This is a genomic window from Rathayibacter sp. AY1C2, assembly GCF_002931195.1.
Lineage (GTDB): Bacteria > Actinomycetota > Actinomycetes > Actinomycetales > Microbacteriaceae > Rathayibacter.
Genome location: NZ_PSWG01000002.1, coordinates 126,235 through 145,400 on the forward strand (window position 1 = coordinate 126,235; position 19,166 = coordinate 145,400).

Sequence of the window (19,166 nt, forward strand, 5' to 3'; positions counted from 1 at the left end):
GGCGCGTCGATCGCTCGATGTCGGAGGTGCGTGGTGTCATCGGCGGCATGGATCTCTCCTTCGTCCTCGGCCTGGTGGTCGGCGCGCTCCTCGCGGGAGTCGTCGCCGTCCTCCTCGCCCGCTCCCGCACGCCCGACGCCGCCCTCGCCCTCGACCTCGCGACGGCCCGCGCACGCGCGGAGGGCCTGGAGGAGCGCCACGAGGCCGTCGTCGAGCAGCACCGCGAGCACCTCGGCTCCGCCCGCGACCAGATCCGCGAGCTCCAGGAGCAGCTGCGCGTCGTCGCCGAGCGCGAGCGGCACGACGCGCGCATCCTGCAGACCCTCTCCCCCGTCGCCGAGAGCCTGCGCGGCATGCAGGAGGCGGTCGGCCGGCTCGAGCGCGAGCGCGCCGCCCAGTTCGGGGCGATCACCGAGCAGCTCGAGGGACAGCGGGCGGCGGGCGAGCAGCTGCGCTCGACGACCGAGACCCTCGCGTCCGCGCTCCGCTCCACCACGAGCCGCGGCGCCTGGGGCGAGACGCAGCTGCGGAACGTCGTCGAGGCCGCCGGGCTCACCCAGCGGGTCGACTTCGACGTGCAGTTCGGGCTCGAGGGCGAGGCGGGCCGCGGCCGCGCCGACATGGTGGTCCGCCTGCCCGGCGGCAAGGCGATCGCGGTGGACGCCAAGGTGCCGTTCGACGCGTACCTGGAGGCGAGCGCGATCCCCGCGGGCGCCGGCGGAGAGGAGGAGGCGCGGCGCGCGGGGCTCCTGCGCGCGCACGTCCGCGCCCTCCGCGGCCATGTGGACGCGCTGGCCGCCCGCTCCTACTGGACCGGTCTCCCGGCGAGCCCCGAGTTCGTCATCGCGTTCGTGCCGAGCGAGCCGCTGCTCGCGAGCGCGCTCGACGCCGACCCGAGCCTGCTCGAGTACGCGTTCCGCAAGCGCGTCGCCCTCGCCTCGCCCGTGACCCTGTGGTCGGTGCTGAAGACCGTCGCCTACACCTGGCAGCAGGACGTGCTCACCGACGACGCCAAGCGCCTGCTCGACCTCGGCAAGACGCTCTACGCCCGTCTCGGCACCCTCGCCGACCACGCCGAGGGCCTGCGCCGCTCGCTCGAGAAGACGGTCGACTCCTACAACGCCTTCGCCGGCTCGCTCGAGAGCCGCGTGCTGGTCACCGCGCGCCAGTTCGACTCCCTCGACGAGTCGCGCGTCATCGCCCCGGTCGGAGGAGTCGCCTCCTCGCCGCGCCGCCTCACCGCCGTCGAGCTGCTCGCCGCGGACGACGAGTCCGAGCGGAGCGCGTAGGGTCCCGGGTTCTCGCTGAGCGAGCACCGGGCGTGCAGGCCGGGCGCGAGCGGCGCCGTCCATCCGGCTCGACACCCGGACGACCGCAGCTCACGACGGCACTCCGCCTCCGCGGCTCGCCGGAGGAGCGCCCGCGACGCGCATCGAGACCCGCCGCGGCTCCGCCCGCTCACCTGGTGATGATCGAGGCCGACGTTCTATCGCGCATCACACGCCGAGACGCCACCGCTCTCGCCGAGGCGCCGTCAGCGGGGCGGCGCCTCAGCGGCGGGGCGGCGTCTCGGACAGACGGTGACGGCCTATACCCACTTCTCCGCGAGGTGCTGGGCGGTCACGCGGCGGATGGTGCCCGAGCGGGAGCGCAGCACGATGGACTCCGTCGTGATGACGTGGCCCTCCTTGCGCACGCCCTTCACGAGCCCGCCGTTCGTCACTCCGGTCGCGACGAAGTAGGTGTTGTCGCTGCGGACGAGGTCGTTGGCGTGGAGGACGCGATCGAGGTCGTGCCCGGCGTCGATGGCGCGCTGGCGCTCGTCGTCGTCCTTCGGGCGGAGGATGCCCTGGATCACTCCCCCGAGCGCGCGGATGGCGCAGGCGGTGATGATGCCCTCGGGCGTGCCTCCGGTGCCGACGCACATGTCGAGTCGGGAGTCGTGGCGAGCGGCGTTGATGCCGCCCGCGACGTCGCCGTCGAGCAGGAGGCGCGTGCCGGCTCCGGCCGCACGGATGTCCTCGATCAGCTGAGCGTGGCGCGGGCGGTCGAGCACCGCGATGCGCATCTCCTCGACGGGCTTGCGCTTGGCGCGGGCCAGGGCGCGGATGTTCTCGCCGATCGGGCGCTGGATGTCGATGATCCCGACGCCCTCGGGCCCGGTGACGATCTTCTCCATGTAGAACACGGCGGAGGGGTCGAACATCGCGCCGCGGTCGGCGACGGCGATCATCGAGAGCGCGTTCTGGCGCCCGGCCGCGGTCAGCGAGGTGCCGTCGATCGGGTCGACGGCGATGTCGGCGGCGGGCCCCGAGCCGTTGCCGACGTGCTCGCCGTTGAAGAGCATGGGCGCGTTGTCCTTCTCGCCCTCGCCGATCACGACGACTCCGTCGAAGTTCACGGTCCCGAGGAAGGTGCGCATGGCGTCGACCGCTGCGCCGTCGGCGGCGTTCTTGTCGCCCTTGCCGATGAAGGGCACGGCGCGGATCGCGGCGGCCTCGGTGGCGCGGACGAGCTCCATGCCGAGGTTGCGGTCGGGGTGGAGGTAGAGCGAGTCGTTGTCGATCACAGAGCGGAGTCCTTCGTCGTCGAGTTCGTGCACGTCGTCGCAGGACCCGCGGAGCGGATCCCCATCCCTGCCCGAAGCCTAGTCCAGGGCCCTCCACGGGCGGAGGGACCGCGGAGGGGCGCCTCGCTAGACTCGTTCGCGACGCGGGCCTCGCCCGACCCCCCTTCGTTCATCCGTCAAAGGAGATGCCATGCCCGTCGCTACCCCGGACCAGTACGCAGAGATGCTCGACAAGGCGAAGGCGGGCGGCTTCGCCTACCCGGCGTTCAACGTCTCGTCGTCGCAGACGATCAACGCGGTCCTCCAGGGCCTCACCGAGGCGGGCTCGGACGGCATCATCCAGGTCACCACCGGAGGCGCGGACTACTTCGCCGGCCACACCGTGAAGAACCGCGCGGCAGGCGCGATCGCCTTCGCGAGGTTCGCGACCGAGGTCGCCAAGAACTACCCGGTCACGGTCGCGCTCCACACCGACCACTGCCCGCAGAACGCGCTCGAGGGCTTCGTCTACCCGCTGATCGCCGCCTCCGAGGAGGAGGTCAAGGCCGGTCGCGAGCCGCTCTTCCAGTCGCACATGTGGGACGGCTCCGCGATCCCGCTCGACGAGAACCTCGCCATCGCGAAGGAGATCCTCCCGCGCGTCAAGAACATCAACGCCATCCTCGAGGTCGAGATCGGCGTCGTCGGCGGCGAGGAGGACGGCGTCTCGCACGACATCAACGAGCACCTCTACACCACGCTCGACGACGCGATCGCGACCGTCGAGGCCCTCGGCTTCGGCGAGCAGGGCCGCTACATGGCCGCCCTCACCTTCGGCAACGTCCACGGCGTCTACAAGCCGGGCAACGTCCGACTGCGCCCGGAGCTGCTCCGCGAGATCCAGGACGGCCTGCAGGCGAAGTACGGCACCGGCGCGCTCCCCCTCGATCTCGTCTTCCACGGCGGCTCGGGCTCGACCGACGAGGAGATCGCCGAGGCGGTCCGCAACGGCGTCGTCAAGATGAACATCGACACCGACACGCAGTACGCGTTCAGCCGCTCCGTCGCGGACACCGTGCTGAAGAACTACGACGGCTTCCTCAAGGTCGACGGCGAGGTCGGCAACAAGAAGGTCTACGACCCGCGCTCGTGGGGCAAGATCGCCGAGACCGCGATGGCCGCGCGCGTCGCCGAGGCGACCCGTCAGCTCGGCTCGGCCGGGAACTCCGGGAAGTAGGGCACCGCTCCGTGACGAACGCACACGATCAGCCGGGCGACAGGCGTCCGGAGCCGCAGTACGGCGAGTACGCGCCGCCCGGCTGGTCGTGGCAGCCGCCGGAGGACGCCGTGGTCGTCCCCGACCCGCGGGGGTCGGAGACCGATCCGAGGCCCGCGACCGCTCCGGCCGCGAAGCCGGTCGCGCATCCCGTCGACCGCCTGCTCACGATCGTGCTGCTCGCGCTCGGCGTGTTCTTCGCCGTGCCGACGCTGCTCGATCCCTCGAGCTTCGCGACGACCCTCCAGGAGCTCTACCGCTCCCAGGGCATCGGCACCTACGCGTCTCCGGAGCTCGCACGGATCCTCGGCGTCGTGGTGGCGCTCGCGCAGTCGCTGATCGTCGCCTTCGCGGTGTGGATCTCGATCCGGCGGCTCCGCGCCGGCAAGCGCGCCGTGCTCGTCCCGATCCTCGGGATCGCGGCGACCGTGCTGCTCTCCCTGATCGTCGCGGCGATCGCCATCCTGGGCGACCCGACGTTCGCGGAGTACGTCACGCGCATGTCGGGCTCGCAGGGCGGCGCGGGCACCGACGTCTAGCGTCGATCCCCGTTCCACCGCACACGGAAGAGGCCGCCGCTCCCGAGGGAGGGCGGCCTCTTCCGTGTCTGGGCCGGAACGCTCTAGGCGCCCGCTCCCGCGCTGATGCGTCCACCGACGCCACGGGCGTCGCGCTTGCCGGCGACGTCCTTGCGAAGCTCCTTGGGGAGCGAGAACATCAGGTCCTCCTCCGCCGTCTTGACCTCCTCGACGTCGCCGTACCCGGCGGCGGCGAGGTCGTCGAGGACCTCCTGGACGAGCACCTCGGGCACCGAGGCGCCGCTGGTGACGCCGACGGTGCGGATGCCCTCGAGCCACTCCTGCTTGATCTCGCTCGCGTAGTCGACCCGGTAGGCGGCCTTCGCGCCGTACTCGAGGGCGACCTCGACGAGGCGCACGGAGTTGGAGGAGTTCGCGGAGCCGACGACGATGACCAGCTCGGCGCCCGCGGCGACCTTCTTGATCGCGACCTGGCGGTTCTGCGTGGCGTAGCAGATGTCGTCGCTCGGCGGGTCCTGCAGGTTGGGGAAGCGCTCGCGGAGACGGCGCACCGTCTCCATCGTCTCGTCGACCGAGAGCGTCGTCTGCGAGAGCCAGACGACCTTGTCCGGGTCCTTCACGACGATGTTCGGCACGTCGTCGGGGCTGCCGACGAGGGTGACGTGATCGGGAGCCTCGCCCGCGGTGCCCTCGACCTCTTCGTGGCCCTCGTGGCCGATGAGGAGGATCTCGAAGTCGTCGCGCGCGAAACGGACGGCCTCGCGGTGCACCTTCGTCACCAGGGGGCAGGTCGCGTCGATCGCCTGGAGACTGCGGTCGGCCGCGCCCTGGACGACCGCCGGTGAGACGCCGTGCGCGCTGAAGACGATGTGCGATCCCTCGGGCACCTCGTCGACCTCGTCGACGAAGATGGCGCCCTGGCTCTCGAGCGTGGAGACGACGTGCACGTTGTGCACGATCTGCTTGCGCACGTAGACCGGGGCACCGTAGTGCTCGATGGCCTTCTCGACGGCGACGACCGCGCGGTCGACTCCGGCGCAGTAGCCGCGGGGCGCGGCGAGGAGGACGCGCTTGCGGCCCTCGACGGGGACGTCGCGCAGACGCCCTGTGGCGCGGGGCATGCGCGGCATGGGCAGGCTGATCGGGACTTGGCTCACCCCCTGATTCTACGTGGTGCATCCTGTGCCCGGGCCGTCCCGGTGTCGGACCCGTCCCGTACCGTTGTCGTCGCGGGAGGGCACTCCCGCTCCCCCCGTCCCTCCGAGCAGAGGCAGCGATGACCGACGCCCCACCCACCGCCGACGCACCCTGGCCGGTCGGCCTGCTCGCCAGCAAGATCAAGGGCTGGATCGAGCGCCTCGGGACCGCGTGGGTCGAGGGCGAGATCACCCAGTGGGGCGCGTCCGGCGGCAACGTCTACGGGAAGCTGAAGGACCTGTCCGGAGACGCGACGGTCGGCTTCACCGTCTGGTCGTCGGTGCGGAGCCGCCTCCCGGCCGACCTCAAGCAGGGCGATCGGGTCATCGCGCTGGTGAAGCCCAACTACTGGGTCAAGGGCGGCACGCTCTCGATGCAGGTCTTCGAGATGCGCCACGTCGGCCTGGGCGATCTGCTGGAGAAGCTCGAGCGGCTCCGCCGGCAGCTCGCGTCGGAGGGGCTGTTCGACGCCTCCCGCAAGAAGCCGCTGCCGTTCCTCCCGCACGGCGTGGGCCTCATCACCGGCAAGGACTCGGACGCCGAGAAGGACGTGCTGCGGAACGCGCAGCTGCGCTGGCCGGCGGTGCGCTTCCGGGTGGTCCACTCGGCCGTGCAGGGCGACCGGACGGTCCCGGAGGTGCTCTCGGCCCTGCGGACCCTCGAGGCCGACGACAGCATCGACGTGATCGTGATCGCCCGCGGAGGCGGCGACTTCCAGAACCTGCTCGGCTTCAGCGACGAGGCGCTCGTGCGCGCCGTCGCCGCCTGCTCCACTCCGGTCGTCAGCGCGATCGGCCACGAGGCCGACCGCCCGCTGCTCGACGACGTCGCCGACCTGCGCGCCTCCACTCCCACCGACGCCGCGAAGAGGGTCGTGCCCGACGTCTCCGACGAGCTGCTGCGCGTGCAGCAGGCCCGGCTGCGGATGACCGGCCGCGTGAGCGGGCTCGTCTCGCACGAGATCGACCGGCTCTCGCAGCTGCGCTCGCGGCCGGTGCTCGCCCAGCCGCACGTGCTGGTCGACCGGCACTCCGAGGAGCTGACCCGCTGGGTCGCGCGCGGCGCCGAGCTGGTGGACCGCCGCCTCGAGCGCGCGCACCTCGAGGTCGAGCGCCTGCACGGCCACCTGCGCGCCCTCTCCCCCCAGCACACCCTCGACCGCGGCTACGCGATCGTCCAGAACGCGGCCGGGCACGTCGTCCGGGCGCCCGGTGACGCGCCGGCCGGCGGCGCACTCGTCCTCACGCTCGCGGAGGGGGCCGTCGGCGCCCGCTCCGAGGGGCCTACCGGCGATCCCGCCGGCCGGTCCTGAGCCCGCCGCGCCACCCGTCCCCCTCAGCCCCGATCGATAGGATCAGACCCATGCCCGACTCCCCCGACGCCCCGGCGACCGACTCCGACGTCTCGGGATTCTCCTACGAGCAGGCGCGCGACGAGCTCGTCCGCGTCGTGTCCGAGCTCGAGCAGGGCAGCTCCACCCTCGAGCGCTCGCTCGCCCTGTGGGAGCGCGGCGAGGCCCTCGCCGCCCGCTGCGAGGAGTGGCTGATCGGAGCACGCGCCCGGCTGGACGCGGCCCGCTCCGGAGGGGCGGCCGCCGGATGAGCCGCGCGAAGCCCGCGCGGGTCGTCGCCGAGCTCGGGCGCCCGGAGACGGCGGCCGAAACGGCCGCACGCAAGGCCGAGAACTCCCGGCTCTACCGTCAGCGCAAGACGGTCAACAACCTCGTCTTCTCGCTGCTCGCGACCGTCGGCGCCGTAGCGCTCATCGTCCTGCTCGTCCCCCGCGGCGACACCGTGGAGCTCTCCTCGGTCGACGTCCCCCGCGTCGCCGCACAGGTCCAGCTGGGCGAGGAGCAGACGCTCGCCGTGCCCTCCCTGCCCGACGGCTGGAAGGCCAACGCGGCCGAGCTCCGCCGCGAGAACGGCACCGACTACTGGTACGTCGGCCTGATCACCCCGAAGGCGGGCTACATCGGCCTGAGCCAGGGGCTCGACGCGGACGCGGCCTGGGTCGCGACGCAGCTCGACCGCCGGGCGGCGACCGGCGTCGAGACGATCGACGGCCGCGACTGGACCGTCTACGACCACCGCGACTCCGGCGACGACACCGGCAACACGCCCTACGCACTCGAGACGACGGAGGGCTCCAGCACCTACCTCGTCTACGGCACGGCCCCGACGGACGAGATCCGCCTGGTCGTGGACGCCATCACCCCGCAGATCGGCCAGGAGGAGTCCCGATGAGCCTCGGAACCAGCAGCACCGTCCCCCGCGAGTCCCGCCCGCCGGCGTGGGTCTGGAAGGAGATGCTCCGCGGCAACCAGCGCTTCGTCGCCGGCGAGCCCCGCCATCCCCGCCAGGACGTCGAGCGCCGCGCCGAGCTCGCCGCCGCTCAGGCCCCGCTCGCCGCGCTCTTCGGCTGCAGCGACTCCCGCCTCGCGGCCGAGATCATCTTCGACCTGGGGCTCGGCGACCTCTTCGTCGTCCGCAACGCCGGCCAGGTGATCGCCGACTCCATCATCGGCTCGCTGGAGTACGGCGTCGCCGTTCTCGGCGTGAAGGTGCTGCTCGTGCTCGGCCACGACGAGTGCGGAGCGGTCCGGGCAGCGATCCAGTCGCAGGCGCCCGGCGCCGAGCGGCTCCCCCCGCACATCGAGCACCTGATCGAGCCGATCATCCCCGCGGTGCGCCGCCTCGTGGGTGCTCAGCCGGACGGCCGCGTGCTCGTCGACCCGTCGGCGACCGACGCGCTGGCCGTCGGCCGCGAGCACCTGCGCGACACGGTCGCCGAGCTGCTCCAGCGCTCCCCGCTGATCGCCGACGCTGTCGCGACCGGGCGGCTCGCCCTCGTCGGCGCCAACTACCGGCTCTCGGACGGCACCGTGATGTCCGATGTCGTGCTCGGCATCGATCCGCTCGAGCTCAGCCCCTACGTCTCCGAGCTGGAGCGCGACTCCGGCTCGGCCTCCTCCGCCGCCGCTCCGAGCGCGGTGGGATCGGATCCCGCGTGAGCGGCTCCGGACAGCACAGCACCAACCGATCAGACAAGGACGAACACAGCGTGGTGGATCACTCCCCGACCGACGACTCAGGCGACTTCCGCATCGAGCACGACACGATGGGCGAGGTGCGGGTCCCCCGCGACGCCCTCTACGCCGCGCAGACCCAGCGGGCGGTCGAGAACTTCCCGATCTCCGGTGCGGGCCTCGAGCCTGCCCAGATCGCGGCCCTCGCCCGCATCAAGAAGGCGGCGGCGCTGGCCAACGCCGAGCTGGGCGTGCTCGACGCCGACATCGCCAGGGCGATCGCCGACGCGGCCGACCTCGTCGTCGAGGGCGGCTACGACGCGCACTTCCCGATCGACGTCTACCAGACCGGCTCGGGCACGTCCTCGAACATGAACATGAACGAGGTGCTGGGCTCGCTGGCGACCACGGCCCTCGGCCGCACCGTGCACCCGAACGACCACGTCAACGCCTCGCAGTCCTCCAACGACGTGTTCCCCACCTCGGTCCACGTCGCCGTCACCGGCGCGCTCATCGAGTCGCTGATCCCCTCGCTCGAGCAGCTCGCCGAGTCGCTCGAGGTCAAGGCGGAGCAGTGGGCCGAGGTCGTCAAGGCCGGCCGCACCCACCTGATGGACGCCACCCCGGTCACGCTCGGCCAGGAGTTCGGCGGCTACGCCGCGCAGATCCGCCTCGGCATCGAGCGCGTGCAGTCGGCGCTCCCCCGCGTCGCCGAGGTCCCGCTCGGCGGCACCGCGGTCGGCACCGGGATCAACACCCCCGCCGGATTCCCGCAGAAGGTCATCGCGCGCCTCGCGGAGGAGACGGGCCTGCCCGTCACCGAGGCCCGCAACCACTTCGAGGCCCAGGGCGCGCGGGACTCGCTGGTCGAGGCCTCCGGAGCGCTGCGCGTGCTCGCGGTGAGCCTGACCAAGATCAACAACGACCTCCGCTGGATGGGCTCCGGCCCCAACACCGGCCTCGGAGAGCTGCGGATCCCCGACCTCCAGCCCGGATCCTCGATCATGCCCGGCAAGGTGAACCCGGTGATCCCGGAGGCCGTCCTCATGGTCTGCGCGCGCGTGATCGGCAACGACGCCACCATCGCCTGGGCGGGCGCCTCGGGCGCCTTCGAGCTCAACGTCGCGATCCCCGTCATGGGGACGGCGCTGCTGGAGTCGATCCGCCTGCTCGCGAACTCCGCCGTGCTGCTCGCCGACAAGACCGTCGACGGCCTCGAGGCCGACGTCGAGCACGCCCGCGCCCTCGCCGAGTCCTCCCCCTCGATCGTCACGCCGCTCAACAAGGTGATCGGCTACGAGGCCGCCGCCAAGGTCGCGAAGAACTCGGTCGCCAAGGGGATCACCGTCCGAGAGTCGGTCGTCGACCTCGGCTTCGTCGAGCGCGGCGAGGTGACGGAGGAGCAGCTCGACAGCGCCCTCGACGTCATGTCGATGACCCACCCCGGCTGAGCCCGGCCCTCCGACGGCCCGTCCCTGCGCTCGGCGCGGAGGCGGGCCGTCAGAGCACCAGCCAGAACCCCGCGAGCAGGAACGGTCCGAACGCGACCCGTCCGCGGACGCGCAGCACGAGCACCCACAGCCCCGCCACCGCGAAGCCGACAGCGGGCGCGGCGACGACCTGCTCGGGTCCGAGAGCCGCGAGCGGCGGTGAGAGGGCCGCCTGGAGCTTCACGTCGCCGAGGCCCAGCCCGCCCGCCGCATGCAGCACGCCCAGGCACAGCACCGTCGCGAGGACGGCGAGAAGCGTCCCCGCCGTGGGCGCGAGGACGGCTCCGACCACCAGCAGCGGGAGCGTGACCGCGTTCGGGAGCCGGTGCCCGCGCACGTCCGCCAGCACCAACGGCACGCTCGCGAGCGCCACCGGGACGAGGCCGGGCGCCCGACCCAGGTGCGGGGCCCCGATCAGGAGGAGCACCAGGGCGCCGAGGAGCAGGGCGGCCCGGTCGAGTAGAGATCCGCGGAGCATCCGCCGAGACTAGGGGGCACCGCCCTCGGGGCGTCGGAGTTCTCCACAGGGCGGCCCGCAGGTGTGCTCGGGCGGCGGCGGGTCCCTCCCCGGCCTCAGTCGCGCGGAGGCAGCGGTCCCAGCAGGAGCGACGCCCAGGCGCCGTGAGCCGACGCGTCGTCGGAGGGGTGGAACTGCCCGGCGAGCACGTCTCGGTAGAGGCGACCGAGCTCCGACCGGCGCTGGTACGCCGCGCCGCCCGCGATCCGGACGGCGCTCTCGACCACGCGGAGCGCTCCTTCCGTGGTGCGGATCTTCACCCCGACCAGCGAGGGGAACCAGCGCGCGCCGCGGTCGACGAGCGCGTCCACGTCGGCCGCCGCCGAGCGCAGGGGCGCCTCGAGCCCGTCGAGCAGCATCCCGGTCTCAGCCACCCGGTGCCGCACCTCGGGGTCCTCCGCCAGTGGCCGCCCTCCCGCCCGGAGGGAGGCCCGTCGGCGGACGGAGGCGACGGCGAGCTCGAGCGCGCGCTGCGCGACACCGAGGTAGACCGAGGAGATCAGCAGCTCGAAGGCCGCGAAGACGGCGAAGACGAAGGGGTCGGCGGTCGGTCCGACGGGCAGCGAGCGGATCATCCGCTCGGCCGGGACGACGACGCCGTCGAGCACCGTCGTGCGGCTCTGGGTCGCCCGCATGCCGAGCGTGTCCCAGTCGTCGCGGACCTCGAGCCCGGCGACCGGCGAGTCCGGGCGCTCACGGTGCACGAAGCCGTGCACGAGCCGCGGCTCCGACCCGCTGTCGTCGCGGCCGAACACGCCGAGCCGCGTCCAAGCGGGCGCGAGGGAGGTGAAGACCTTCGTGCCGGTGAAGCGGTAGCCGCCGTCCCCGAGCGGCTCCGCCCGCGTCAGCGAGTCCGAGAGCACCAGGTCGTTGCCCGCCTCGCTGTTGCCGAAGGCGAAGACGTGACCCGCCGCGGCGTCGACGAGGACCGAGCGGAGGGAGTCGTCGCCCCGCTCGAGCAGGAGTCGCGCGATCCCGGTCCAGACCAGGTGCATGTTGACGGCGAGCGCGGTCGCGGGCGCGGCGGTCGCGAGGCGCGTCTGCTCGGCGGCCGCCTGCTCCAGGCCGAGGCCGGCACCGCCGAGCTCCTCGGGGACGAGCAGCGCCAGGTACCCGATCGAGCGCAGCTCCTCCAGGTCGTCCGCGCAGAACGCGTTGCGCTCGTCGTAGTCGGCCGCGCGGGTGCGGAAGCGCTCGAGGAGCGCATCGTCGAGGATGCTCACCCGTCCACGCTACGCCCCGGTGCCCTGCAGGGACGCGCCCGGCCAGGGGATCCTCGGATCCCACGGGCCGGACGCACGGCGAGCCCGTCAGGCGAGCTCGTTCGACTCCAGCATCTCGGTGACCAGAGCGGCGATCGCCGAGCGCTCGGAGCGGGTCAGCGTGACGTGCGCGAACAGCGGGTGGCCTTTCAGCGTCTCGATCACGGAGGCGACCCCGTCGTGCCGGCCGACCCGGAGGTTGTCGCGCTGCGCCACGTCGTGGGTCAGCACCACCCGGGAGTTCTGCCCGACCCGCGAGAGCACCGTGAGCAGGACGTTCCGCTCCAGCGACTGCGCCTCGTCGACGATCACGAACGCGTCGTGCAGCGAGCGCCCGCGGATGTGCGTGAGCGGCAGCACCTCGAGCATCCCGCGCTCGATCACCTCGTCGAGCACGTTCTGCGACACCAGCGCCCCGAGCGTGTCGAAGACCGCCTGCGCCCAGGGGTTCATCTTCTCGGCCGCGTCGCCGGGCAGGAAGCCGAGGTCCTGGCCGCCCACCGCGTAGAGCGGCCGGAAGACCATGATCTTCTTGTGCTGGCGCTTCTCCAGCACCGCCTCCAGGCCCGCGCAGAGCGCCAGCGCCGACTTGCCGGTGCCGGCCCTGCCGCCGAGCGAGACGATGCCGACCTCCGGGTCGAGCAGCAGGTCGATCGCGAGCCGCTGCTCCGCCGACCGCCCGTGCAGGCCGAACACGTCCTTGTCGCCGCGGACCAGCGTGATCTGCCGCTTGCCGGTGACCCTCGCGAGAGCGGAGCCGCGGTCGGAGTGGACGACGAGTCCGGTGTTGACCGGGATGTCGGCCACGACGTCCGTGAAGAGCCGCTCGCGGTCGTAGAGCTCGCTCATCGCGTCGCCGCCGAGCGTCACGTCGTCCATGCCGGTCCAACCGGACTCGGGGGCCTGCTCGGCCAGGTACTCCTCCGCGGCGAGGCCGATGGAGGCGGCCTTCACGCGCATCGGCATGTCCTTGGACACGACGGTCACCGCGGCGCCCTCGCTCTGCAGGTTGAGCGCGACGGCGAGGATCCTCGCGTCGTTGTCGCCCATCTGGAGCCCGCTCGGCAGCACCGACATGTTCGAGTGGTTGAGCTCGACGCGGAGCGTGCCGCCCCGGCCGACGGCGATGGGGAAGTCGAGGCGCTCGTGCTGCACGCGCAGCTCGTCGAGGCGGCGCAGGGCCTGCCGGGCGAAGTAGCCGATCTCGGGATCGTTGCGCTTCCCCTCGAGCTCGCTGATGACGACGATCGGCAGCACGACGGCGTGCTCCGCGAACCGGAACATCGAGGACGGATCCGACAGCAGTACCGAGGTGTCCAGGACGTAGGTGCGGAGGAGCTGATCGGCCGGATCCGAGGAGCCGTGCTGGACACGGCGGTGGACGCCGCCCTGCGTCCCGGTCTGCGGATCCATGCCCTGGGGAACTGTCACGACGACTCTCCACACTCCGGGGGCCGGAGCCCCCGGCTCATGTCCTCGAGCCGGCCTCATCGGTGCGTGTCGTGCACCGCGCAGTGTCCCTTCGGCGTCTGCGCGATGTCGAGCCGTACTTCTGTGGCCGTCTCGACCAGGCGCTGTACCTGATGACTCGAACCTAACCCGGCGAATGACATCCGTGTGCTTCTCACCGCTACGAATGTGTAACCAGTGTGTGAACGCGCGGAATCCGGCCTAGTAGTCGATGCTCGTGGCCGACGAGATCAGGGCGGCGCGGAGCAGCGCGAGGGTCGCGTCGGTGGTGCCGGCGTGCGCGCTGAAGCGGACGGTGCTCGGACGCAGGCGCGCGGTGACGCCGTGCGCGGCGAGGGAGGCTGCCAGCGGGGCCAGCTCCTCCGGCTCCGGCTCGACGACCACGATGCCGGCGCGCTCGTGCTCGCCGCGGGAACCCACGACCGCCAGTCCGAACTCGTCCGCGAGGTCGACGATCGCGCTGACCCGCTCCGCCACGAGCGCGGCGATCGTCGACTGCCCGACCGCGGCGACCTCCTCCAGCGCCGACGCGAGCCGGGCCTGGGCGATCGGGTCCGGGTTGCTGATGCTGAAGGCGCGGGCGTCGCCGCGCGGCGGAGCCACCTCGTCCCACGGCTCCGCCTGCTCCGATCCCGTCCAGCCCGAGAGCACCGGGGTCAGCCGCGACAGCGCCCGCTCGCTGAGCGCGAGGAAGCCCGTCCCCCAGCCGGCGCGGAGCCACTTCTGGCCGCCGGTGACGACCACGTCCGCCAGCTCGTAGGGCGCGTCGACGACGCCGAAGCCCTGGATCGCGTCGAGGACGAGCATCCGGTCGCCGATCACGTCGCGGATCGCCGCGACGTCCGCGAGGTAGCCGGTGCGGGAGTCGACCAGGCTCACCGCGACGGTCGTCACGTCGTCCGTGAGCTGCTCGCGGACCGCCTCCGGCGTCACCCGTCCCTGCTCGGTCCGCAGCCAGCGGGGCTCCACCGAGCCGAGAGCCTGCGCCGAGCGCACCGCCGCGAACGGCAGGCTCGGGAACTCCGCGGCCGACAGCAGCACCGCGCCCGAGGCGCCGAACAGCGCGTGCAGGAGGCCGGTCGAGGTGTTGGGCTGGAAGACGACGCGGTCGCTGGGGACGCGCACGAGCGCCGCCGCCGCCTCCCGGACGCGCTCGTCCTGCCGGAACAGCTCGTCGAGGGTGCCGCTGCGCGCGCGCACCAGCAGCTCGACGGCCGCCTCCTGCTCGGCGGCGACGGTCGCCGAGAGCGGGCCCACCCGGCCGAAGTCGAGGTACCCGGTCTCCTCGCCGAAGCCGGCGAGGTAGTCCTCGGTCGTGGTGGAGGTGGCCTCGTTCGAGCTCATGCCGGCCCTTCCGGTCGGTGGTGCGGCAGGAGCCGCGAGGTCAGCTGCCGAAGCGGCGGTGCCGTCCGGCGTAGTCGCGGAGCGCGCGGAGGAAGTCGACCTCGCGGATGTCGGGGCCGAGCGCCTCCATGAAGTAGAACTCGCTGTGCGCGCTCTGCCAGAGCATGAAGTCGGAGAGGCGCTGCTCCCCCGAGGTGCGGATGACCAGATCGGGGTCGGGCTGCCCGCTGGTGTACAGGTGCTCGCCGATGAGCTCCGGGGTCAGCAGGCCCGCGACGTCCTCGATGGAGGAGCCGCGCTTGCCGTGCTCCTCCAGGATGCTCCGCACGGCCTGGGCGATCTCGTGCCGCCCGCCGTAGCCGACCGCGAGGTTGACGTGCAGGCCCGTGTGGGAGGCGGTGCGCGCCTCCGCCGTGTCGAGCGCGGCCACGAGCGAGGGCGGGAGGCCCTCGTCGGAGCCGACGTGCTGCACGCGCCAGTCGGGCTGCTGGGAGACCTCCTCGGCGAGGTCGGCGATGATCGCGATCAGCTCGGTCAGCTCGCTGCTGTCGCGGCCGACGAGGTTGTCCTGCGAGAGCAGGTAGAGGGTGACGTGGCGCACACCGAGCTCGTCGCACCACTGCAGGAACTCGTGCACCTTGGCGGCTCCGGCCCGGTGGCCGTGCGCGGCGGTCTCGAGGGCCCGCTGCCGCGCCCAGCGCCGGTTGCCGTCGATGATCATCGCGACGTGGTTCGGCAAGGAGTCGGGGGGAAGGCTCGAGCGGAGGCGCTTCTTGTAGACGCCGTAGAGGAGGTCCCTTCCCACAGGCAGTCTCGGCTTCGGCACAGTGACACGGTAGTCGACCCGGGGCGCTCCTCGAAGCCCGGCGGCGCTCGGCGTCGGCCCGGGACGGCGTCGTAGTCTGTCCGGCATGAGCCAGCGGCCGACGCCTCCCCCGTCCGATCCCCGCGCCCGCACCGACCGCGGCGGAGACGCCGTCGGAGCGGACCGCCCGGACCTGCCCGCCCTCCCCCTCGTCGAGGACGCGATCGAGCACGACTCCTCGGCGGAGGTCCGGCCGACCTGGCGCGGCTGGATCCACGCCGGCCTCTTCCCGCTCGCGATCGTCGCCGGAGTGGTGCTGATCGTGGTCGCGGAGGGGACCGCGGCGAAGTGGGCGGCCGCGGTGTTCGCGACCACGTCGCTCCTGCTCTTCGGCAACTCCGCTCTGTACCACCGCTTCGACTGGAAGCCGCGGACGAAGATGATCCTCAAGCGGATCGACCACGCCAACATCTTCCTGCTGATCGCCGGCACCTACACGCCGCTGGCCGTGCTCGCCCTGCCGCCCGCGCAGGGCACGCTCCTGCTGGTCCTGGTCTGGGCGGGGGCGCTGCTCGGGATCGGCTTCCGCGTCTTCTGGATCGGCGCGCCGCGCTGGCTCTACGTGCCGCTCTACCTGCTGCTGGGCTGGGCGGCCGTGATGTACCTCGGTCCGCTCTTCGAGGCCAGCGCGACGATGATGGTGCTCGTCCTCGTCGGCGGGCTCTGCTACTCCGCGGGCGCCGTCATCTACGGGATCAAGAAGCCCAACCCGGTCCCGGGCGTCTTCGGCTTCCACGAGATCTTCCACGCGCTCACTGCCGTAGCGTTCCTCTGCCACTGGACGGCGGCGCTGATCGTCTCGCTCCACCCCGCGTACAACGCCTAGCGGGGCCGGGGCCCACCGCTGCGGGCCGGGCTCAGCCCTCGCTGCGCTCCGCCTCCTCGGCGTCGAGCCGCTCCTTCACCTGGGCGGTGTAGGTGGTCCGCCGCACGCGCCGGACCATGTCGAGCGCGAGGAGGACGGCGGCCAGAGCGATCACGAGCATCGTGATGAATCCGAAGAGGCCCGGCGTGACCGTGTCCTCGTTGAACTCGGGGCCGGGGGTCGGCACCGTCGTGGAGGCGAGGACGACGGCGCGCTGGGCGCCCTCGAGCAGCGCGGCGATCACGCGCGCACCTCGTCGGCGACGACGACGCCGGAGCCGTCGGGCTCCGGGGACACCGGGGCGTCCCCCGAGGGCTCGGGGTCGGGAGCGATCGGCGGGACGACCGCGGTCGGGCCCGGGGCGAGCTCGGCCAGGTCGAGACCGGCGAAGAGATCCGTCTCGGGCGTCGGCGCGTCGACCCGGCTCTCGACGAGCTGGAAGTCGTCGGTCGGCCAGGCGGCGTCGATCGCCTCGTGCGGGAGGAAGAAGAAGGTGTTGTCCGGAGCGACCTGGCTGGCGTGGGCCAGCAGGGCCGCATCGCGCCGATCGTGGAAGCCGGAGATCACGACCCGCGTGGTCGCGAGATACGGGGTGTCCTCGTTCCAGCGCTTCATCTCCTCGAAGACCGACAGGCGCGGGTCCTCCGGGTCGATCGAGCGCAGGTGCTCGGCGATCGCCCGCAGCTTCTGGCCGCTGAAGACGCGGTCGTAGTACAGCTTCGAGATCGACCACGGAGCGCCCGTGCCCCGGTACTCCTCGGCGAGGCCCGCCGCGCGGTACGCCTCGACGGCGACCTGGTGGGCGCGGATGTGGTCGGGGTGCGGGTAGCCGCCGTTCTCGTCGTAGCTGATGATCACGTGCGGCCGGAACCGGCGGACCAGGCGCACGAGCGGAGCGGCGGCCGTGGCGAGCGGCAGACCCGCGAACGACGCGGCGTCGACCTTCCCGTCCTCGGGCATGCCGGAGTCGACGAAGCCGAGCCAGGCGTGCTCGACGCCGAGCGCCTCGCGAGCGGCCGCCATCTCGTACCGGCGGAGGCCGCCGATGTCGCGCTCGGCGTGCGCGCGGGCCTCGAGGCCCTCGTTCAGCACGGAGCCGGCCTCGCCTCCGGTGCAGGAGACCACCATGACCTCGGCGCCCCGCGAGGCGTAGGCGGCCAGCGTCGCCGCGCCCTTGCTCGACTCGTCGTCAGGATGGGCGTGCACGGCGAGGAGGCGCGGAGTGTCCCGCACCTCCGAATCGACGGAGACCTCGACGGCCTGGGACACGATCGCTCGATTCCTCGGGGTTTAATGGGATCGGCGCTCCCGTCCGCGAAGGACGCGCGCCACCCCTTCAGAGTAGACGCATCACCCAGGGAGTTCCGTGGCCGCCCGCACGTCCGAGAGCGTCGAGGGAGCCGCCGCGCCCGCGCTCGATCCGGACGCCGTCCGCGCCGCCGGACCCCTCGCCACCCGCTACGGCCGCACGACGCGCACCCGCCGCGGCAACCGCTGGCTCTTCGGCGGCGTCGCGCTCGCCTTCGTCGCCGTCTTCGCCGCCTGGGTCGTCTGGGCCGGACTCGACGGAGCACGCGGAGGAGTGGACGTCCAGGACACCGCGCACCAGGTCGTCGACGACCGCACCGTCACCGTCTCCTTCGACCTCACCGCGCCCGTCGGCCGCGAGGTCGCCTGCGCGGTCCAGGCCCTCAACGAGCAGTCCGCCGTGGTCGGCTGGCTGGTCGTGGAGTACCCCGCCACGACGGAGCGCTTCCGCTCCTACACGGAGACCGTCCGCACCACCGAGCTCGCGAACACAGGTTTGATCTCCTCCTGCTGGCTCCCGTAGGCTTGCCCGAAGCCCTGACGGACTCGTCGGGGCCTCGCCATTCCCACCGCCGCCTGACGCCGGCAGTCCCCACCGCCGGACGCGGACACCTCCGCACGGTGCTGCCGGGCGCCGCGAGCGCGGCCCGCAGAGCAGGAGCCCACCATGGCCGACCAGTCACAGGTGACCTGGATGACCCAGGAGTCGTACGACCGCCTCGAGGCGGAGCTCACCGAGCTGTCCACCAACGGACGCGAGGAGATCGCCAAGCGCATCGAGGTCGCCCGCGAGGAGGGCGACCTGAAGGAGAACGGCGGCTACCACGCCGCGAAGGACGAGCAGGGCAAGATCGAGGCCCGCATCCGCCAGCTGACCTCCCTCCTCCGCGAAGCCGAGATCGGCACGCCCCCCGAGAGCCACGGAGTCGTCGAGGCCGGCACGATCATCACCGCCGAGATCGCCGGCGACGAGTCCCGCTTCCTCCTCGGCAACCGCGAGATGGCGGGCGAGAGCGACCTCGACGTCTACAGCCCCCAGAGCCCCCTCGGATCGGCGATCATGGGCCTGAACGTCGGCGACACCGCCCGCTTCACGGCCCCCAACGGGCGGGAGATCGAGGTCCGCGTCGCCAACGTCGAGACCTGGTCCGGCCACTGATCGCACGTCGCGGCGCTCTCCGCGGCGTTGTCGTCGGGCGCGATACCGCCGGTATCGCTTCCTCCTCCGCCTTGCGGAGAACGCCGCGACGCACGATCAGCCCTCTCTGAACGGGAGCGGGGCGCCGACTTCGCGGCGACGACGTCGGGCGCGATACCGCCGGTATCGCTTCCTCCTCCGCCTTGCGGAGAACGCCGCGACGCACGATCAGCCCTCTCCAGACGGGGGGGGCGCCGGCTTCGCGGCGACGACGTCGGGCGCGATACCGCCGGTATCGCTTCCTCCTCCGCCTTGCGGAGAA

At 72.5% G+C, this 19,166-nt stretch carries 20 protein-coding genes; 11 read left to right on the forward strand and 9 right to left on the reverse strand.

Translation table 11 applies throughout. The features are described 5' to 3' along the window. The first annotated feature begins 47 nt into the window (after nt 1-47). On the forward strand, nt 48-1,289 hold the full coding sequence (locus C5C55_RS02195) for a DNA recombination protein RmuC (protein ID WP_219812324.1): 1,242 nt from the start codon (nt 48-50) through the stop codon (nt 1,287-1,289). Between the two features lie 299 nt (nt 1,290-1,588). On the opposite strand, the gene glpX is transcribed toward C5C55_RS02195, so the two are convergent. Next, nucleotides 1,589-2,521 (reverse strand): class II fructose-bisphosphatase, encoded by a 933-nt coding sequence (gene glpX / locus C5C55_RS02200; RefSeq protein WP_097165697.1) that lies wholly within the window; start codon nt 2,519-2,521, stop codon nt 1,589-1,591. Nucleotides 2,522-2,759: 238 nt separating this feature from the next. Between glpX and fbaA the strand changes: the two genes are divergently transcribed. Together fbaA and C5C55_RS02210 are read left to right on the forward strand one after the other, a co-directional pair. Further along, a complete protein-coding gene (fbaA, locus tag C5C55_RS02205; RefSeq protein WP_104224414.1) occupies nt 2,760-3,785 on the forward strand; it encodes a class II fructose-bisphosphate aldolase in 1,026 nt (341 codons plus the stop codon). An 11-nt stretch (nt 3,786-3,796) separates the two neighbouring features. Beyond that, entirely contained in the window at nt 3,797-4,363 is a 567-nt protein-coding gene (locus C5C55_RS02210) for a DUF6264 family protein (protein ID WP_104224415.1), read from the forward strand. A gap of 83 nt (nt 4,364-4,446) precedes the next feature. On the opposite strand, the gene C5C55_RS02215 is transcribed toward C5C55_RS02210, so the two are convergent. Beyond that, entirely contained in the window at nt 4,447-5,493 is a 1,047-nt protein-coding gene (locus tag C5C55_RS02215; protein WP_104232760.1) for a 4-hydroxy-3-methylbut-2-enyl diphosphate reductase, read from the reverse strand. 146 nt (nt 5,494-5,639) lie between these two features. Between C5C55_RS02215 and xseA the strand changes: the two genes are divergently transcribed. The 5 genes from xseA to C5C55_RS02240 are packed head-to-tail and all read left to right on the forward strand — an operon-like array spanning nt 5,640 to nt 10,036. Then, nucleotides 5,640-6,872 (forward strand): exodeoxyribonuclease VII large subunit, encoded by a 1,233-nt coding sequence (xseA, locus tag C5C55_RS02220; protein WP_104224417.1) that lies wholly within the window; start codon nt 5,640-5,642, stop codon nt 6,870-6,872. 50 nt (nt 6,873-6,922) lie between these two features. After that, nucleotides 6,923-7,162 (forward strand): exodeoxyribonuclease VII small subunit, encoded by a 240-nt coding sequence (locus tag C5C55_RS02225; RefSeq protein WP_104224418.1) that lies wholly within the window; start codon nt 6,923-6,925, stop codon nt 7,160-7,162. Continuing rightward, nucleotides 7,159-7,803: a DUF4245 domain-containing protein gene (locus C5C55_RS02230; RefSeq protein WP_104232761.1), complete on the forward strand. Its 645-nt coding sequence runs from the start codon at nt 7,159-7,161 to the stop codon at nt 7,801-7,803. The genes C5C55_RS02225 and C5C55_RS02230 overlap by 4 nt, the downstream gene beginning before the upstream one ends. Continuing rightward, nucleotides 7,800-8,570, forward strand: a complete 771-nt coding sequence (locus C5C55_RS02235; protein ID WP_219812325.1) for a carbonic anhydrase — start codon at nt 7,800-7,802, stop codon at nt 8,568-8,570. Before C5C55_RS02230 ends, C5C55_RS02235 begins: the two co-directional genes overlap by 4 nt. Before the next feature lie 50 nt (nt 8,571-8,620). Next, nucleotides 8,621-10,036 (forward strand): aspartate ammonia-lyase, encoded by a 1,416-nt coding sequence (locus C5C55_RS02240; protein WP_104232762.1) that lies wholly within the window; start codon nt 8,621-8,623, stop codon nt 10,034-10,036. A 49-nt stretch (nt 10,037-10,085) separates the two neighbouring features. Here C5C55_RS02240 and C5C55_RS02245 read toward each other — a convergent pair whose 3' ends face one another. The 5 genes from C5C55_RS02245 to C5C55_RS02265 all read right to left on the reverse strand — a co-directional run bounded on the left by C5C55_RS02245 (nt 10,086) and on the right by C5C55_RS02265 (nt 15,473). Next, the gene (locus tag C5C55_RS02245) at nt 10,086-10,553 is read right to left on the reverse strand and encodes a prepilin peptidase (RefSeq protein WP_104232763.1); all 468 of its coding nucleotides are present in this window, start codon (nt 10,551-10,553) and stop codon (nt 10,086-10,088) included. Between the two features lie 95 nt (nt 10,554-10,648). Next, on the reverse strand, nt 10,649-11,815 hold the full coding sequence (locus C5C55_RS02250) for an acyl-CoA dehydrogenase family protein (RefSeq protein WP_104232764.1): 1,167 nt from the start codon (nt 11,813-11,815) through the stop codon (nt 10,649-10,651). A gap of 87 nt (nt 11,816-11,902) precedes the next feature. After that, on the reverse strand, nt 11,903-13,267 hold the full coding sequence (locus tag C5C55_RS02255) for a PhoH family protein (protein ID WP_104224423.1): 1,365 nt from the start codon (nt 13,265-13,267) through the stop codon (nt 11,903-11,905). Between the two features lie 258 nt (nt 13,268-13,525). Then, entirely contained in the window at nt 13,526-14,668 is a 1,143-nt protein-coding gene (locus C5C55_RS02260) for an aminotransferase class V-fold PLP-dependent enzyme (protein ID WP_104232765.1), read from the reverse strand. Nucleotides 14,669-14,708: 40 nt separating this feature from the next. Continuing rightward, entirely contained in the window at nt 14,709-15,473 is a 765-nt protein-coding gene (locus C5C55_RS02265) for an isoprenyl transferase (RefSeq protein ID WP_279630826.1), read from the reverse strand. A gap of 106 nt (nt 15,474-15,579) precedes the next feature. Between C5C55_RS02265 and C5C55_RS02270 the strand changes: the two genes are divergently transcribed. Continuing rightward, nucleotides 15,580-16,359: a hemolysin III family protein gene (locus C5C55_RS02270; protein WP_104232766.1), complete on the forward strand. Its 780-nt coding sequence runs from the start codon at nt 15,580-15,582 to the stop codon at nt 16,357-16,359. A 31-nt stretch (nt 16,360-16,390) separates the two neighbouring features. On the opposite strand, the gene C5C55_RS02275 is transcribed toward C5C55_RS02270, so the two are convergent. Together C5C55_RS02275 and mca are read right to left on the reverse strand one after the other, a co-directional pair. Further along, nucleotides 16,391-16,642, reverse strand: a complete 252-nt coding sequence (locus C5C55_RS02275) for a hypothetical protein (protein ID WP_104224426.1) — start codon at nt 16,640-16,642, stop codon at nt 16,391-16,393. Beyond that, complete coding sequence (gene mca / locus C5C55_RS02280; protein WP_258065155.1) at nt 16,639-17,667, reverse strand: mycothiol conjugate amidase Mca; 1,029 nt, start codon at nt 17,665-17,667, stop codon at nt 16,639-16,641. The genes C5C55_RS02275 and mca overlap by 4 nt, the downstream gene beginning before the upstream one ends. Nucleotides 17,668-17,764: 97 nt before the next feature. On the opposite strand from mca, the gene C5C55_RS02285 reads away from it, so the two are divergent. Both C5C55_RS02285 and greA read left to right on the forward strand, forming a co-directional pair. Continuing rightward, nucleotides 17,765-18,229 carry a DUF4307 domain-containing protein gene (locus C5C55_RS02285; RefSeq protein ID WP_104232767.1) on the forward strand — a complete coding sequence of 155 codons (465 nt, stop codon included), beginning with the start codon at nt 17,765-17,767 and terminating at the stop codon, nt 18,227-18,229. A gap of 144 nt (nt 18,230-18,373) precedes the next feature. Further along, on the forward strand, nt 18,374-18,865 hold the full coding sequence (gene greA / locus C5C55_RS02290; RefSeq protein WP_104225519.1) for a transcription elongation factor GreA: 492 nt from the start codon (nt 18,374-18,376) through the stop codon (nt 18,863-18,865). Nucleotides 18,866-19,166: the final 301 nt, after the last annotated feature.